The following is a 16,727-nucleotide window of genomic DNA, read 5'->3' on the forward strand; positions in this document are numbered from 1 at the left end:
TGGAAACGGCGTGCTGCTAATCTTCGAAGCCGACCTGTTCGTGAATCTCATCGACCTTCAATTCCAGCCGATAGGCCACGGCGATAAACAGCGCCTGGCACAGGCACAGCGTCGCACTCAACGAACGGAAGGCAAACGAACTGCCTTCGTTGACCAGCAGCACGGTGTTGGCGCGTTTTGCCAGAGGCGAGAGGTTGCTGTCGGTAATGATCAGGGTTTTTGCCTGATTATGCTGGGCGATTCGCAGGCAATGCTGGGTTTCCTTGCCGTAGGGCGTGAAGCTGATGGCGATCACCAGGTCATTGGCGCGCACGCTGCGCATCTGCTCGCGGTAGCTGCCGCCGAGCCCCGAGACCAGATGGATACGCTTGTTGGTGTGTTGCAGGTTGTAGACCAGGTAGTCGGCTACCGCGAACGAACGACGCACCCCGACCACGTAGATGTTGTCGGCGTTCACCACCAGGTCGACGGCCTTGTCGAAGGCCTGATCATCGAGTTCCAGCCCCAGCCGTTCGATGCCTGAGAGGGTCGCATTGATGCACTCGCGCGCCAGGTCGCCGCCGCTGGCCTTCTGCGACTTGTTGGCGATCATGCTGCGAATGCGCTGCTGGTAGTTCTGAACCGGCGTGGTCTTGTGGGTATAGGCCTCGCGGAACAGCGCCTGCATTTCGCTGAAGCCGCTGAACCCGAAACGCTGGGAAAACCGCACGATCGCCGAGGGGTGCACTTCGCACTCGCGGGCGATGTCGCTGATGCGGTCGACCATGATCCGGTCGCTCTGCTGGCTCATGTAACTGGCGATGCGCTTGAGCTGACGCGGCAGGCTTTCGTATTCGTGGGTGATCAGTTGCAGCAGACGCTCGGCATTGATCGGGGGGCTGGCGAGATCGCTGTCGGGCGTGCTCTCGGTCGTCGCCGGCTGATCGGTGCGGGTCATAAGGAATCCTTCTGGCTTGTTCTTATAGGGAGGACGGATGGCGTCATCCCCTGACAATAGGTTGGCTGTGCGCAGTCTACAGGGTAGGCCGGAATAAAATCTTGAGCTTGCGGTCAGTACGAGGTGTGCTGAAACGATGCACTGCCGCTGAAACGCCTGTATCAAAGTTTATTGGAAAAAATATTCCACGTAAAAAATATTTAGAATAATTATTGATTGTTCGGTCCCGTACGTTTTAGTCTGCATCCACCAAGAGTGTTCGGCGCGGCCATCGCCCCGAACGCAGGATGATAAAAATAACAGGAGCCAGCATGGGCCAGACTCGTTTTGCCAGTGGGCGTCAATTGGATCTGATTTGCCTGGGGCGCCTGGGCGTCGACCTCTATGCGCAGCAAGTCGGGGCGCGGTTGGAAGATGTTTCAAGCTTCGCCAAATACCTCGGTGGATCGTCCGCCAACATCGCCTTCGGCACGGCTCGGCTGGGCCTGAAGTCGGCGATGCTGAGCCGGGTAGGGGACGACCACATGGGCCGCTTCCTGGTGGAATCCCTGGCCCGCGAAGGTTGCGACGTCAGCGGGATCAAGGTCGATCCGGAGCGCCTGACCGCCATGGTCCTGCTGGGCCTCAAGGATCGCGAAACCTTTCCTTTGGTCTTCTACCGCGAAAACTGCGCCGACATGGCGCTGCGGGCCGAAGACATCAGCGAAGCCTTCATTGCTTCCAGCAAAGCCTTGCTGATCACCGGCACCCATTTCTCCACCGATGGCGTCTACAAGGCGAGCATCCAGGCGCTGGATTACGCCGAGAAGCACAACGTCAAACGGGTGCTGGACATCGACTATCGCCCAGTACTCTGGGGCCTGGCCGGCAAGGCCGACGGCGAAACCCGTTTCGTCGCCGACCAGAACGTCAGCCAGCATGTGCAGAAAATCCTCCCGCGTTTCGACCTGATCGTCGGCACGGAAGAAGAATTCCTGATTGCCGGCGGTTCCGAGGACTTGCTCACCGCGCTGCGCAATGTGCGGCGCCTGAGCGCGGCGACCCTGGTGGTCAAGCTCGGCCCGCAGGGCTGCACGGTGATTCACGGGGTGATTCCGGTACGTCTTGAAGACGGCGCCATTTACCCCGGCGTGCGGGTGGAAGTGTTGAATGTGCTGGGCGCCGGCGATGCATTCATGTCCGGTTTCTTGAGCGGCTGGCTCGAGGATGCGAGCGACGAGCGCTGCTGCCAGTTGGCCAATGCCTGCGGCGGTCTGGTGGTGTCGCGCCACGCCTGCGCACCGGCCATGCCGACCCGTGCCGAACTCGATTATCTGTTTAACAGTCCGGTGCCGATTACCCGGCCGGATCAGGACGCGGTGTTGCAGCGTCTGCATCAGGTCAGCGTGCCGCGCAAACAGTGGAAGCAGCTGTTCATTTTTGCCTTCGACCATCGCGGGCAACTGGTGGAACTGGCCCAAAAGGGCGGTCGCGACCTGAACGCCATCGGCGAACTCAAGCAACTGTTTATCAAGGCTGTGGAACGGGTCGAAGCCGATTTGCGCGAGCAGGGCATCGAGGCCGATGTCGGGCTGCTGGCCGATCAACGCTTCGGCCAGGACTCGCTGAACGCCGCCACCGGTCGCGGCTGGTGGGTGGCGCGTCCGGTGGAAGTGCAGGGTTCGCGACCATTGGCGTTCGAACATGGGCGCTCCATCGGCAGCAACCTGATCGCCTGGCCGCAGGAACAAATCATCAAGTGCCTGGTGCAATTCCACCCCGACGACGAGCCGTTGCTGCGTCTGGAACAGGAAGCGCAGATCAAGGGTTTGTACCAGGCATCCCAAGTCAGCGGTCATGAGCTGCTGCTGGAAATCATCCCGCCCAAGGATCATCCATCGACCCATCCGGACGTTCTGTATCGCGCCCTGAAACGCCTCTACAACCTGGGCATTTACCCGGCGTGGTGGAAGATCGAAGCGCAGAGCGCCGAGGAGTGGAAGCAACTCGACAAACTGATTCAGGAGCGTGATCCGTACTGCCGAGGCGTGGTGTTGCTGGGGCTGAATGCACCGGCATCGGCACTGGCCGAAGGGTTTCAACAGGCCAGACAGAGCCAGACTTGCCGCGGGTTTGCAGTCGGTCGGACGATTTTCCAGGAGCCGAGCCGCGCGTGGATGGCCGGTGAAATCGACGATGAAGCGCTGATCCGTCAAGTGCAGGGCACGTTCGTTGAATTGATCGATGCCTGGCGCACGGCGCGCGCTTGATGGAACACCGCAATACCTGTGGGAGTGAGCCTGCTCGCGATAGCTGACTGACAGTCAACATTGAAGGCGCCTGATACACCGCTATCGCGAGCAGGCTCGCTCCCACAAGGGGTTTTGTATCGCTCTTACTGATGTGTGTAAAACAATAAAAGGTGCAGCCATGCCCGCTATTCGAATTGGCATCAACCCGATCTCCTGGAGCAACGACGACCTGCCGTCCCTCGGTGGCGAGACGCCGCTGAGCACCGCCCTGAGCGAAGGCAAGGAAATCGGCTACGAAGGTTTCGAACTCAACGGCAAATTCCCCAAGGACGCCAAAGGTGTCGGCGATGTACTGCGCCCCTATGACCTGGCGCTGGTGTCCGGTTGGTATTCCAGCCGTCTGGCCCGCCGCTCGGTGGCCGAAGAAATCGACGCCATCGGCAGCCATGTCGAGCTGTTGGCGAAGAACGGCGCCAAAGTGCTGGTGTACGGTGAAGTCGCTGACTCCATTCAAGGCCAGCGCATTCCTCTGGTTGAACGCCCGCGATTCCACACCGAACACGCCTGGGAGGAATACGCCGACAAGCTCACCGAACTGGCGCGCTTCACCCTGTCCCAAGGCGTCCGTCTGGCCTACCACCATCACATGGGTGCCTACGTCGAATCCCCGGCAGACATCGACAAGTTGATGGCGTTGACTGGCAGTGAAGTCGGTCTGCTGTTCGATTCGGGCCATTGCTACATGGGTGGCGGCGAGCCGTTGCAGGTGCTGCGCAAACACATCGAACGTATCTGCCACGTGCATTTCAAGGACGTGCGCAAACCGGTGGTGCAACTGGCACGCAACAACCTGTGGAGCTTCCCGGACTGCATCATCAACGGCACGTTCACCGTGCCCGGCGATGGCGATATCGATTTCGGCGCCTTGCTCGACGTGCTGCTGGCGGCCGGTTACCACGGCTGGCTGGTGGTCGAAGCCGAGCAGGATCCCGCGGTGGCGCCAAGTTACGTCTACGCCAAAAAAGGCTACGACACCTTGCGTGCGCTGCTCGACGAGAGGATTGCATTATGAGCCTGCTGGTCAAAAGCAACGCCCATGGCCGGACCATGGTCGAGCTGGGTAAAGGTGAGCTGGAATACGTCGGCTTCGCCGCTTACCGCTTGAGCCTGGGCGAGACCTTGCCGGTGTCGGCCGGTGAAAAAGAACTGTGCCTGGTGCTGCTCAGCGGTCGAGTCAGCATCAAGGGCGAAGCGCCGGGGCAGGGCGCGTTCGACTGGGACAACATCGGCGATCGTCAGTCAGTGTTCGAAGACAAATCCCCGTTCGCCGCGTACTTGCCACCCGGCAGTCAGGCGCAAGTGGTCGCGCTCAGCGATGTGCAAATCGCCGTGTGCGCCGCCCCCTGCTCGACCACCAACGGCCTCGGCCCACGGCTGATCAAACCCGACACCATGAAACGCAGCGTGCGCGGCAAAGGCGCCAACACCCGTTACGTCTGCGACATTCTGCCGGACACCGAGCCGGCCCATTCGCTGCTGGTGGTCGAAGTGCGCACGCCGTCGGGTCACTCGTCGAGCTACCCGCCGCACAAGCACGACACCGAGGATTTGCCGCACCAGAGTTTTCTTGAGGAAACCTACTACCACCAGATCAACCCGCCCCAGGGCTTCGTGTTCCAGCGGGTCTACACCGACGATCGCAGTATCGATCAGGCCATGGCCGTGGAAAACAGCGACCTCGTGGTCGTGCCCAAGGGCTATCACCCGGTCAGCGTGCCGTACGGCTACGAGTCGTACTACTTGAACGTGATGGCCGGCCCGAAACGGGTCTGGCAGTTCCATAACGATCCGCAGCACAGCTGGCTGCTGGATCTCTGAACTGAAAAGCCTGAATTCCAACCTCTGCACGGAGAACACGATCAATGAGCGACGCCCCGGTCATCGGCCATTACATCCACGGTCAAGTGCAAGACAGCAGCAGCGAACGATTCAGCAACGTCTTTAATCCGGCCACCGGCAGCGTTCAGGCGCGCGTCGGGCTGGCCAGCCAGAAGACCGTCGACGAAGCCGTCGCCTCGGCCCTGAAAGCCTTTCCGGCCTGGTCCGAACAATCGTCCCTGCGCCGTTCGCGGGTGATGTTCAAGTTCAAGGAATTGCTCGACCAACATCACGATGAACTGGCAGAAATCATCAGTCGCGAACACGGCAAGGTGTTTTCGGACGCCAAGGGCGAAGTCACCCGGGGCATCGAAATCGTCGAGTACGCCTGCGGTGCGCCGAACCTGCTGAAAACCGAGTTCAGCGACAACATCGGCGGCGGCATTGATAACTGGAATCTGCGTCAGCCGCTGGGCGTGTGCGCCGGCGTCACACCGTTCAACTTCCCAGTGATGGTGCCGCTGTGGATGATCCCGCTGGCGCTGGTCACCGGTAACTGCTTCATCCTCAAACCGTCCGAGCGCGATCCGTCCGCCAGTGTGCTGATGGCCCGTCTGTTGAGCGAAGCCGGTTTGCCCGACGGCGTGTTCAACGTGGTTCAGGGTGACAAAACCGCGGTCGACGCCTTGCTGCAACACCCGGACATCGAGGCGATTTCCTTTGTCGGCTCGACGCCGATTGCCGAGTACATCCACCAGCAAGCCACCTCCCGCGGCAAGCGCGTGCAGGCGTTGGGCGGGGCGAAGAATCACATGATCGTCATGCCTGACGCGGATCTGGATCAAGCGGCGGATGCCTTGATTGGCGCGGCTTACGGCTCGGCCGGCGAGCGCTGCATGGCGATTTCGATTGCCGTGGCGGTGGGCGATGTCGGCGACCAGCTGATTGCCAAACTGCTGCCGCGTATCGATCAACTGAAAGTCGGCAACGGCCTGAAGGGCGACAGCGATATGGGGCCATTGGTGACCGCCGAGCACAAGGCCAAAGTCGAAGGTTTCATCGACGAAGGCGTGGCCCAGGGCGCCCAGCTAATTGTCGACGGTCGTGGGTTCAAGGTGCCCGGCGCCGAGAACGGCTTCTTCGTCGGCGCGACGCTGTTTGATAACGTGACGACTGAGATGAGCATCTACCAGCAGGAGATCTTCGGCCCGGTACTGGGCATCGTTCGCGTGCCGGACTTCGCCAGTGCCGTCGCGTTGATCAACGCCCACGAGTTCGGCAACGGCGTGTCCTGTTTCACCCGCGATGGCGGCATCGCCCGAGCCTTCGCCAGCACGATCAAGGTCGGCATGGTCGGCATCAACGTGCCGATTCCGGTGCCGATGGCCTGGCACTCTTTCGGCGGCTGGAAACGCTCGCTGTTCGGTGATCACCACGCTTACGGCGAAGAAGGCATCCGCTTCTATAGCCGCTACAAAAGCGTGATGCAGCGCTGGCCCGACAGCATTGCCAAAGGCCCTGAATTCAGCATGCCAACGGCCAACTAATTCACCTGTGCGGAGAACAACAATAATGAGCAAACCCCTGCGTTTCGCCCTGAACCGTATGGTCGCCCCACGTTTGTCCCTGCCCGCGTTCATCGAGCTGGCGGTGACCCTCAAGGCCGACGCCATCGAAATTCGCAACGACCTTAAAGGCGTCGAGATCGAAGACGGCACCGCACCCGAGCGCGTCCGTGAGTTGTGTGCCGCCAAAGGCATTACGGTGCTGTCGATCAACGCGCTGTATCCGTTTGATGTGTGGAATGACGAGCGCCGCACACACGCCTTGAAGCTGGCTGCTTATGCCCGTGATTGCGGCGCACAGGGGTTGGTCATGTGTCCGCTCAACGACCGTGCCGATCCGCGGAACGAGGCCGCACGTGCTTCAGGTTTGCGCACGGCGTTGACTGAGCTGGCGCCGATCCTGCGTGAACACGGCATTCTCGGTTTCATCGAACCGCTGGGTTTCGAAGAGTGCTCGCTGCGCCGTAAACGCACGGCGGTGGACGCGATCAAGGACATCGGCGGGCTGGATGTGTTCTGTCTGGTTCACGACACCTTTCACCATCACCTGGCCAGCGAGCATGAGTTCTTCCCCGAGCTGACCGGGTTGGTGCACATCTCCGGTGTCGAGGATGCCGAGGCACCGCTGGCGACCATTCGCGACGGCCACCGGGTGCTGGTGGGCGAGGGCGACATCCTTGGCAACGCGGCGCAAATCGACACCTTGCTCAGCAGTGGTTACAGCGGCTACCTGTCGTTCGAACCGTTTGCCGACAGCGTCCATGGCCTGGCGGATATCCAGCAGGCGATCGGCGCGAGCATGGAACACCTGCAAAAATCTCTGGCCTGACAACACTTTCGGGCTGATGGAAATCAACTGTGGGAGCGAGCCTGCTCGCGATGATGGCGGCACATTCAACATTGATAGCGCCTGACACACCGCAATCGCGAGCAGGCTCGCTCCCACAAAGGTTTCTTCGTGTATTGAAGGATCGGTTATGACTACGACACGACTGACCATGGCCCAGGCCCTGGTGAAATTCCTCGATAACCAGTACATCGAGGTCGATGGGGTTCAAAGCAAATTCGTCGCCGGGATCTTTACCATTTTCGGCCACGGCAACGTGCTGGGCCTGGGCCAGGCCCTGGAGCAGGACAGCGGTGACCTGATCGTCCATCAGGGGCGCAACGAGCAAGGCATGGCCCACGCGGCCATCGGTTTCGCCAAGCAACACCTGCGGCGCAAGATCTACGCCTGCTCCTCATCGGTAGGGCCGGGCGCGGCGAACATGCTGACCGCCGCCGCGACGGCGACCGCCAACCGCATTCCCTTGCTGCTGTTGCCCGGCGATGTCTATGCCTGTCGCCAGCCAGACCCGGTGTTGCAACAGATCGAGCAGTTCCACGACTTGAGCATCAGCACCAACGACGCATTCAAGGCCGTGAGCAAATACTGGGACCGCATCAACCGTCCCGAGCAACTCATGACGGCTGCAATCCACGCCATGCGTGTGCTCACCGACCCCGCCGAAACCGGCGCGGTGACCCTGGCCTTGCCGCAAGACGTGCAAGCCGAGGCCTATGACTATCCTGATTACTTCCTGCAAAAACGCGTGCACCGCATCGAGCGCCGTCCGGCTACCGAAGCGATGCTCGGCGATGCCTTGGCGCTGTTCAAAGGCAAGCGCAAGCCGCTGATCATTTGCGGTGGCGGGGTCAGATACTCTGGCGCCAATGCCGCGTTGCAAGCGTTTGCCGAGCGCTTCGATATTCCCTTCGCCGAAACCCAGGCAGGCAAGAGTGCGGTGGTGTCCAGTCACCCACTGAACGTTGGCGGGATCGGTGAAACCGGCTGCCTGGCGGCGAATCTGTTGGCCAGGGATGCGGATCTGATCATCGGTGTCGGCACCCGCTACAGCGATTTCACCACAGCGTCGAAATCCCTGTTCCAGCATCCGGACGTGCAATTCCTCAACCTCAATATCAGCCCGTGCGATGCCCTGAAGCTCGACGGTGTGCAACTGTTGGCGGACGCCAAAGTCGGGCTGCAAGCCTTGGCTGAAACCTTGGGCGATTACCGTTCTGCGTGGGGTGATCAACCGCGTCAAGCCAAGGCGCAACTGGACAAGGAAGTCGACCGCATCTATCAGGTTGAATACCAGAGCAAAGACTTCATCCCGGAAATCAACGACCACATGGACCCGGCGGTGCTGCGCGAATTCATCGAGCTGACCGGTTCCTGCCTGACCCAGAGCCGCGTGCTTGGCGTGCTCAATGAAACCCTCGCTGATGACGCCGTGATCGTCGCCGCCGCCGGCAGCTTGCCCGGTGACTTGCAGCGCAGCTGGCGCAGCAAGGGCGTGAACACCTATCACGTCGAGTACGGCTATTCCTGCATGGGTTACGAGATCAACGCCGCACTGGGCGTGAAACTCGCCGAGCCGGATCGCGAGGTCTACGCGCTGGTTGGCGACGGCTCCTACATGATGCTGCACTCGGAGCTGGCGACCTCGATTCAGGAGCGACGCAAGATCAACGTGGTGTTGCTCGACAACATGACTTTCGGTTGCATCAACAACCTGCAGATGGAACACGGCATGGACAGCTTCGGCACCGAGTTCCGCTTCCGCAATCTGGAAACCGGCAAGCTCGACGGCGGTTTCGTGCCGGTGGATTTCGCCATGAGCGCGGCGGCCTATGGTTGCAAAACCTACAAAGTGAACACGGTCGAAGAACTGAACGCGGCATTGGCCGATGCGCGATTGCAGACCGTGTCGACGCTGATCGACATCAAGGTCTTGCCCAAAACCATGATTCACAAATACCTGTCGTGGTGGCGGGTCGGCGTGGCGCAAGTCTCCACCAGCGCCCGCACCGATGCAGTGGCCAAGACCCTGAATGAACGACTGGTCAAGGCCCGTCAGTACTGATTGCCCCTGATACCAACAACAAATTTTCACAGGAGAATCTTCATGTCATTGCTCTCTAATTCACTGCGGATCGGCGTCATCGGCACCGGGGCCATCGGCCAGGACCATATCCGTCGTTGCAGTCAGACCTTGCTCAATAGCCAGGTAGTTGCTGTGACCGACATCAACTTGCAGCAAGCCGCGAAGGTCGTTTCTGACCTGAAGCTGACCGCCGAGGTTTATCCCGACGGCCACGCGCTGATCAAGGCGCCGGAGGTCGAAGCGATCCTCGTCACCTCCTGGGGCCCGAGTCACGAAGAGTTCGTGCTGGCGGCGATTGCGGCGGGTAAGCCGGTGTTCTGCGAGAAGCCGCTGGCGGTCACTGCTGAAGGCTGCCGCAAAATCGTCGAGGCCGAAGTGGCCCACGGCAAACGCTTGGTCCAGGTCGGTTTCATGCGCCCGTATGACGAAGGTTATCGGGCACTGAAAGCCGTGATCGACAGCGGTCAGATTGGTGAGCCCTTGATGTTGCACTGCGCGCACCGCAACCCGACCGTGGGTGAAAACTACAAGACCGACATGGCGATCACCGACACGCTGATCCATGAGCTGGACGTGTTGCGCTGGTTGCTCGACGACGATTACGTGTCGGTGCAAGTGGTGTTTCCGCGCAAGAGCAGCAAGGCCCTTGCGCATTTGAAAGACCCGCAGATCGTGCTGCTGGAAACCGCCAAGGGCACGCGCATCGACGTGGAAGTGTTCGTTAACTGCCAATACGGCTACGACATCCAGTGCGAAGTGGTGGGGGAGACCGGCATCGCCAAACTCCCCGAGCCGTCGCAGGTTCAGTTGCGCAGCGGGGCGAAGTTGTCCAACGCGATTCTGATGGACTGGAAGGATCGCTTCATCGCGGCGTACGACGTTGAGTTGCAAGCGTTCATCGATGGCGTTCGGGCCGGGCAGGTCGGTGGGCCGTCGGCGTGGGATGGCTTCGCCGCGGCCGTCGCAGCAGACGCGTGCATCGAGGCGCAAAACAGCGGCCAGATCGTCAAAGTTGCTCTCCCTGACCGCCCACACTTCTACGGCTAACCCCGATCCCCTGTGGGAGCGAGCTTGCTCGCGATAGCGGTGGATCAGTCAGCATCGATGTTGACTGTGCTGACGCCATCGCGAGCAAGCTCGCTCCCACAAGGGGAGTGTTGTGGCAGAGGCATTGGTGAAGGAGAACAAGAACATGCGCATCGCACTAGACCCCTACATGTACCGCACCCTGTCCCTGGGCAAGATGGTCGATAAGGTCGCCGAGCTCGGTTACGAACACATCGAACTCTCGCCCCGGGAAGATTTCCTGCCGTTCTACAAAGCTCCGCGGGTCGACAAAGCGCGAATCAAGGAATTTCGCAAAGCCCTGAGCGACAACGGCGTCAAGCTCTCTTCCTTGTTACCGATGTACCACTGGGCCGCTGCCGACGAAGGCCTGCGTGTTGCCGCCGTACGCAACTGGAAACGGGCGATCCAGATTGCCGTGGAGATGGACTGCGAGCTGGTCAACACCGAGTTCACCGGCCAGTCAGACAACTCGCTGGTCTGTGAGAACCAGTTCATGCGCTCCATGGACGAGCTGATTCCGGAGTTCGAGCGCGAAGGTATCAAGCTTGATATTCAGGCTCATCCTTACGACTTCTGCGAGCGTAACAACGAATCGGTGGACATCATTCGCGGTCTGGATCGCGAGTGGATCAACTACCTTTACGCGGCGCCGCACACCTTCTTCTATGACGACGGCAAAGGCGATATCGCCTCGATGCTCAAGTATGCCGGGTCGAAGCTGAGCCACCTGATCATCGCCGATACCTACAACCACAAGGCTTCTTCCGGGTTGCGCTACATCGTCAACCCGCCGGGTGTCGTTGCCACCGTGCACCAGCATCTGGACATCGGTCAGGGTGAGGTCGATTGGGATGCGTTTTTCGGCACCTTGCGCGAGATTCAGTTCGACGGCATCGCTACGGTCTCGGTGTTTGCCTGGGAAGACCGGCCGGATGAGTCCAACCGGATGATGCTTGAACGGGTCAAAAGCGAACTCTGTCGCTAAGACCTACACAAAACCCTGTGGGAGTGAGCCTGCTCGCGAAAGCGGCGTGTCAGGCGACATCAATATTGACTGTGCTGCCACCTTCGCGAGCAGGCTCGCTCCCACAAGGGCCGTGTGTGTCCAGTGAGTGGTTTACATAACAATAAAAAGGAGTTGATTCATGCGTATCGGACTTGTCGGTTACGGCCATGGTGGCCGGTTTTTCCATGCTCCGCTGATCAGCAGTTTGCCGGCGGCGACGTTCGTCGGTGTGGTCACCCGTTCGCCTGAGCGCCGACAGTTGCTGGCGACCGAGCACCCAGGGGTGCCAGCGTTCGACAGCATCGGCCAACTGGTGGAGGCCGGGATCGATGTGCTGGTGGTGTCCACTCCGCTCAAGGGCCGTCCGGCACTGGTGCTCGATGGCATCGAACACGGTGTGGCGGTGGTCAGCGATAAACCGTTCGCCGCTGACGCGCAGCAAGCCCAAACCCTGATCACCATGGCCGAGCGCCAGGGTGTGCAGCTCAGCGTCTACCAGAACCGTCGCTGGGATTCGGACTTCCTGACCGTGCGCAAACTCATCGAATCCGGTGCGTTGGGTCAGGTCACCCGTTTCGAATCGCGGATCGAGCGTTATTCACCGCAGGCGGTGAACAACGGCAGTGGCGGTGGCTTCCTGCGCGATCTCGGTAGCCACCTGGTGGATCAGGCGTTGCTGTTGTTCGGCCCGGTGACACGGGTCTACGCCGAACTGGATTACCTGGAAAAAGGCCAGGTCTTCGATAACGGCTTCTTTGTGGCCCTGACCCATGCCAGTGGCGTCACCTCCCAACTGGGCGGCAGTTGCCTGCAAAACACCCCCGGCCCGCGCTTTCGGGTGACCGGCTGCCAAGGTTGTTACAGCGTCGATGGTCTGGACGGGCAAGAAGCATCGGCACTCGCCGGGCTCTCGCCGAAATCCGAAGGTGAGCGCTGGGGTGTTGAAGAACATCGCCGCTGGGGTTGGTTCGAACAGGGTGAGGTGCGCGAGCGGGTTCCCTCCGAGCGCGGTTGCTGGAATCAGTTCTATTTACAGCTACAAGCCGCGTTGCAGAGCGGTGGCCCACTGCCTGTGGATGCCCGTGATGCACTGGCGACCACCCGCGTGCTAGACGCTGCGCGACTGAGCGCCGAGCGGCATCAAGTGGTGGAATTGAGCCCGTTCAAGAGCCATGGAATAAAATCAGAATAAAATTCTAAAATGAGTTGATATAGAAATTATTTTCCAATAAAGTCATTTTCAGCGACCTGCCTCGCAACCTGTTTCAACCCTTTTCCCGCTTGCCTGCTTACTGAAATCGTCACGCCTCATCCATAAAACCAACAAGAATGTGGAGAAAGACTTTTCATGAAGACCAAGACCCGCTTCGCCTCACTTGCCTTGTCCCTGATGTTCGCCAGTGGCGCGGCGCTCGCCGATATGAAGATCGGCGTCAGCATGTCCCAATTCGATGACACCTGGCTGACCTACCTGCGCGAATCCATGGACAAGAAAGCCAAGTCCTATCCCGAGGGCGTGCAGCTGCAATTCGAAGACGCCCGCAGCGACGTGGTCAAGCAGTTGAGCCAGGTCGAAAGCTTCATCAGCCAGAAGGTCGATGCCATCGTGGTCAACCCGGTGGATACCGCCGCCACCAGGAAAATCACTGAAGCCGCCGTCAAGGCCGGCATCCCGCTGGTCTACGTCAATCGCCGCCCCGATGACCTGAAGCTGCCCAAAGGCGTAGTCACTGTCGCCTCCAACGATCTGGAGGCCGGTGAAATGCAGATGCAGTACCTGGCCGACAAAATGGGCGGCAAGGGCGACATCGTGATTCTGCTGGGCGACCTCGCGAACAACTCCACCACCAACCGCACCAAGGGCGTCAAGGACGTTCTGGCCAAATACCCGAACATCAAGATCGAGCAAGAGCAGACCGGCATCTGGTCGCGGGACAAGGGCATGACCCTGGTCAACGACTGGCTGACCCAGGGCCGCAAGTTCGACGCGATCGTGTCCAACAACGACGAGATGGCGATTGGCGCGGCCATGGCCCTGCAACAGGCGGGTGTCGAAAAGGGTAGCGTGCTGATCGCCGGTGTCGACGGTACGCCCGACGGTTTGAACGCGGTGAAGAAGGGCTCCCTGGCCGTCTCGGTGTTTCAGGACGCCAAGGGTCAGGCCGACGGTTCGATCGACACCGCTGTGAAAATGGCCAAGAACGAGCCGGTTGAACAGGCCGTGTGGGTGCCATACCGCTTGATCACCCCGCAAAACGTCGACACGTTCAAATAGCCCGTCCGTTCAATAACAACAATAAATACGCAAGGTTGCGACCGCGACCTTGCTGATGGAGTACCTGATCATGTTCGCTTCAGCGACTGCTTCGAGCACCCCGTTGGTGGGTATCCAGCCAGCTGCAACACCTGTCGATGAGCCGTACCTGCTGGAGATCATCAACGTCAGCAAGGGATTTCCCGGTGTGGTGGCCTTGTCCGATGTGCAGCTTCGGGTACGCCCCGGTTCCGTGCTGGCCCTGATGGGCGAAAACGGTGCAGGCAAATCCACCCTGATGAAAATCATTGCCGGCATCTATCAGCCGGACGCCGGTGAACTGCGCCTGAGAGGCAAACCGGTGGTTTTCGAAACGCCATTGGCAGCGCTCCAGGCCGGGATCGCGATGATCCACCAGGAGCTCAACCTGATGCCGCACATGAGCATCGCCGAGAACATCTGGATCGGCCGTGAGCAGCTCAACGGTTTCCACATGATCGACCACCGTGAAATGCATCGCTGCACCGCGAAACTGCTGGAACGCCTGCGGATCAACCTCGATCCGGAAGAGCAGGTCGGCAACCTGAGCATCGCCGAACGGCAGATGGTCGAGATCGCCAAAGCCGTGTCCTACGATTCCGACATCCTGATCATGGATGAACCGACCTCGGCCATCACCGACAAGGAAGTTGCGCATCTGTTCTCGATCATTGCCGACCTCAAGCGTCAGGGCAAAGGCATCATCTACATCACCCACAAAATGAATGAAGTGTTCAGCATCGCCGATGAAGTGGCGGTGTTCCGTGACGGTGCCTACATCGGTTTGCAGCGAGCCGACAGCATGGACGGCGACAGCCTGATTTCGATGATGGTCGGCCGCGAGCTGAGTCAGTTGTTTCCGGTGCGTGAAAAGCCGATCGGCGATCTGTTGCTGTCGGTGCGTGACCTGAAACTGGACGGCATTTTCAAGGATGTTTCCTTCGACCTGCACGCCGGCGAGATCCTCGGCATCGCCGGGTTGATGGGCTCGGGGCGGACCAACGTTGCCGAAGCGATTTTCGGTATCACCCCGAGCGACGGTGGCGAAATTCGTCTTGACGGCGAAGTGGTGCGCATCAGCGATCCGCACATGGCGATCGAGAAGGGCTTCGCGTTACTGACCGAAGATCGCAAGCTCAGCGGCCTGTTCCCGTGCCTGTCGGTGCTGGAGAACATGGAAATGGCGGTGTTGCCGCATTACGCCGGCCACGGTTTCATCCAGCAAAAAGCCCTGCGCGCCTTGTGCGAAGACATGTGCAAGAAGCTGCGGGTGAAAACACCGTCGCTGGAGCAGTGCATCGACACCTTGTCCGGCGGTAATCAGCAGAAGGCCTTGCTGGCACGCTGGCTGATGACCAATCCACGAATCCTGATTCTCGACGAGCCGACCCGCGGTATCGATGTCGGCGCCAAGGCCGAGATCTACCGACTCATCTCCTACCTCGCCAGCGAAGGCATGGCGGTGATCATGATTTCCTCGGAGCTGCCGGAAGTGCTCGGCATGAGCGACCGGGTGATGGTCATGCACGAGGGTGACCTGATGGGCACCCTCGACCGCAGCGAAGCGACCCAGGAACGAGTGATGCAATTGGCCTCGGGCATGTCCGCGGTTCACTAATGGATGCCGGCGCTGGTTGTGGCCAGCGTCGGCGACGCGATAGAAGGGTGAGTGTTTATGAACGCGATACTGGAAAACAAGCCAGCAACCGCACCGGTCAAGAGCCGCCGGCGCTTTCCGACCGAATTGAGTATTTTTCTGGTGCTGATTGGCATCGGCCTGGTCTTTGAAGTGTTTGGCTGGATCGTGCGCGACCAGAGCTTCCTGATGAACTCCCAGCGTCTGGTGCTGATGATCCTGCAGGTGTCGATCATCGGGCTGCTGGCGATCGGCGTGACCCAGGTCATCATCACCACCGGCATTGACCTGTCTTCCGGCTCGGTGCTGGCGCTGTCGGCGATGATCGCTGCCAGTCTGGCCCAGACGTCGGACTTCGCTCGGGCGGTATTCCCGTCGCTGACTGACTTGCCAGTGTGGATTCCAGTGATTGCCGGGCTTGGGGTGGGACTGCTGGCGGGGGCCATCAACGGCAGCATCATTGCCATTACCGGTATCCCGCCGTTCATTGCCACCCTCGGTATGATGGTCTCGGCTCGTGGCCTCGCGCGTTACTACACCGAAGGCCAACCGGTGAGCATGCTCTCGGATTCCTACACGGCTATCGGACACGGCGCGATGCCGGTGATCATTTTCCTGGTGGTCGCGGTGATTTTTCACATCGCCCTGCGTTACACCAAGTACGGCAAGTACACCTACGCCATCGGCGGCAACATGCAGGCGGCGCGTACTTCGGGGATCAACGTCAAGCGGCATCTGGTGATCGTCTACAGCATCGCGGGGTTGCTGGCAGGTCTGGCGGGTGTGGTGGCGTCGGCACGGGCCGCGACCGGGCAAGCCGGGATGGGCATGTCTTATGAGCTGGACGCAATTGCCGCAGCAGTGATCGGCGGCACCAGCCTGGCCGGCGGAGTAGGGCGCATCACCGGCACGGTCATCGGCGCACTGATCCTCGGGGTCATGGCCAGCGGTTTCACCTTCGTCGGCGTCGATGCTTACATCCAGGACATCATCAAAGGCCTGATCATTGTGGTGGCAGTGGTCATCGATCAGTACCGCAACAAGCGCAAACTCAAGCGCTGAGCCTCAGATAAAGCAGCCAATGCGCCACGCCTGACCCGCGTGGCGCAGCCGTTTGTCTTCTATATACAGCCGCTCGATTGAATTTCTTGCTATAAACGCACTCCGATAACCATCGCAAAGA

At 60.0% G+C, this 16,727-nt stretch carries 13 protein-coding genes; 12 read left to right on the top strand and 1 reads right to left on the bottom strand.

All coding sequences use genetic code 11. From position 1 onward, the window contains the following. Positions 1-16: 16 nt before the first annotated feature. Complete coding sequence (locus tag QFX16_RS11430; RefSeq protein WP_283183980.1) at positions 17-937, bottom strand: MurR/RpiR family transcriptional regulator; 921 nt, start codon at positions 935-937, stop codon at positions 17-19. A 311-nt stretch (positions 938-1,248) separates the two neighbouring features. Here QFX16_RS11430 and QFX16_RS11435 point away from each other — a divergent pair, with 311 nt between their 5' ends. From QFX16_RS11435 to QFX16_RS11490, 12 genes are all read left to right on the top strand, one after another. Beyond that, a complete protein-coding gene (locus QFX16_RS11435) occupies positions 1,249-3,186 on the top strand; it encodes a bifunctional 5-dehydro-2-deoxygluconokinase/5-dehydro-2-deoxyphosphogluconate aldolase (protein ID WP_283183981.1) in 1,938 nt (645 codons plus the stop codon). A 160-nt stretch (positions 3,187-3,346) separates the two neighbouring features. Further along, entirely contained in the window at positions 3,347-4,240 is an 894-nt protein-coding gene (iolE, locus tag QFX16_RS11440; protein WP_283183982.1) for a myo-inosose-2 dehydratase, read from the top strand. Then, positions 4,237-5,046, top strand: a complete 810-nt coding sequence (gene iolB / locus QFX16_RS11445; RefSeq protein WP_283183983.1) for a 5-deoxy-glucuronate isomerase — start codon at positions 4,237-4,239, stop codon at positions 5,044-5,046. The genes iolE and iolB overlap by 4 nt, the downstream gene beginning before the upstream one ends. A 44-nt stretch (positions 5,047-5,090) precedes the next feature. Further along, positions 5,091-6,593: a CoA-acylating methylmalonate-semialdehyde dehydrogenase gene (locus QFX16_RS11450; RefSeq protein ID WP_283183984.1), complete on the top strand. Its 1,503-nt coding sequence runs from the start codon at positions 5,091-5,093 to the stop codon at positions 6,591-6,593. Between the two features lie 25 nt (positions 6,594-6,618). Next, positions 6,619-7,440 (top strand): TIM barrel protein, encoded by an 822-nt coding sequence (locus QFX16_RS11455; RefSeq protein WP_283183985.1) that lies wholly within the window; start codon positions 6,619-6,621, stop codon positions 7,438-7,440. Positions 7,441-7,588: 148 nt separating this feature from the next. Beyond that, complete coding sequence (gene iolD, locus QFX16_RS11460) at positions 7,589-9,520, top strand: 3D-(3,5/4)-trihydroxycyclohexane-1,2-dione acylhydrolase (decyclizing) (RefSeq protein ID WP_283183986.1); 1,932 nt, start codon at positions 7,589-7,591, stop codon at positions 9,518-9,520. 42 nt (positions 9,521-9,562) lie between these two features. Next, positions 9,563-10,588: a bifunctional inositol 2-dehydrogenase/D-chiro-inositol 1-dehydrogenase gene (gene iolG / locus QFX16_RS11465; RefSeq protein WP_129443397.1), complete on the top strand. Its 1,026-nt coding sequence runs from the start codon at positions 9,563-9,565 to the stop codon at positions 10,586-10,588. A gap of 145 nt (positions 10,589-10,733) precedes the next feature. Then, a complete protein-coding gene (locus QFX16_RS11470; protein WP_283183987.1) occupies positions 10,734-11,594 on the top strand; it encodes a sugar phosphate isomerase/epimerase family protein in 861 nt (286 codons plus the stop codon). 160 nt (positions 11,595-11,754) lie between these two features. Beyond that, positions 11,755-12,807 carry a Gfo/Idh/MocA family protein gene (locus QFX16_RS11475; RefSeq protein ID WP_283183988.1) on the top strand — a complete coding sequence of 351 codons (1,053 nt, stop codon included), beginning with the start codon at positions 11,755-11,757 and terminating at the stop codon, positions 12,805-12,807. A 156-nt stretch (positions 12,808-12,963) separates the two neighbouring features. Continuing rightward, positions 12,964-13,890 (top strand): sugar ABC transporter substrate-binding protein, encoded by a 927-nt coding sequence (locus tag QFX16_RS11480; RefSeq protein ID WP_283183989.1) that lies wholly within the window; start codon positions 12,964-12,966, stop codon positions 13,888-13,890. Positions 13,891-13,960: 70 nt separating this feature from the next. Continuing rightward, complete coding sequence (locus QFX16_RS11485; protein ID WP_283183990.1) at positions 13,961-15,526, top strand: sugar ABC transporter ATP-binding protein; 1,566 nt, start codon at positions 13,961-13,963, stop codon at positions 15,524-15,526. Positions 15,527-15,583: 57 nt separating this feature from the next. Then, a complete protein-coding gene (locus QFX16_RS11490) occupies positions 15,584-16,606 on the top strand; it encodes an ABC transporter permease (RefSeq protein WP_008153855.1) in 1,023 nt (340 codons plus the stop codon). The last annotated feature ends 121 nt before the right edge of the window (positions 16,607-16,727 follow it).

Source organism: Pseudomonas svalbardensis, from assembly GCF_030053115.1.
Classification (GTDB): Bacteria; Pseudomonadota; Gammaproteobacteria; order Pseudomonadales; family Pseudomonadaceae; genus Aquipseudomonas; species Aquipseudomonas svalbardensis.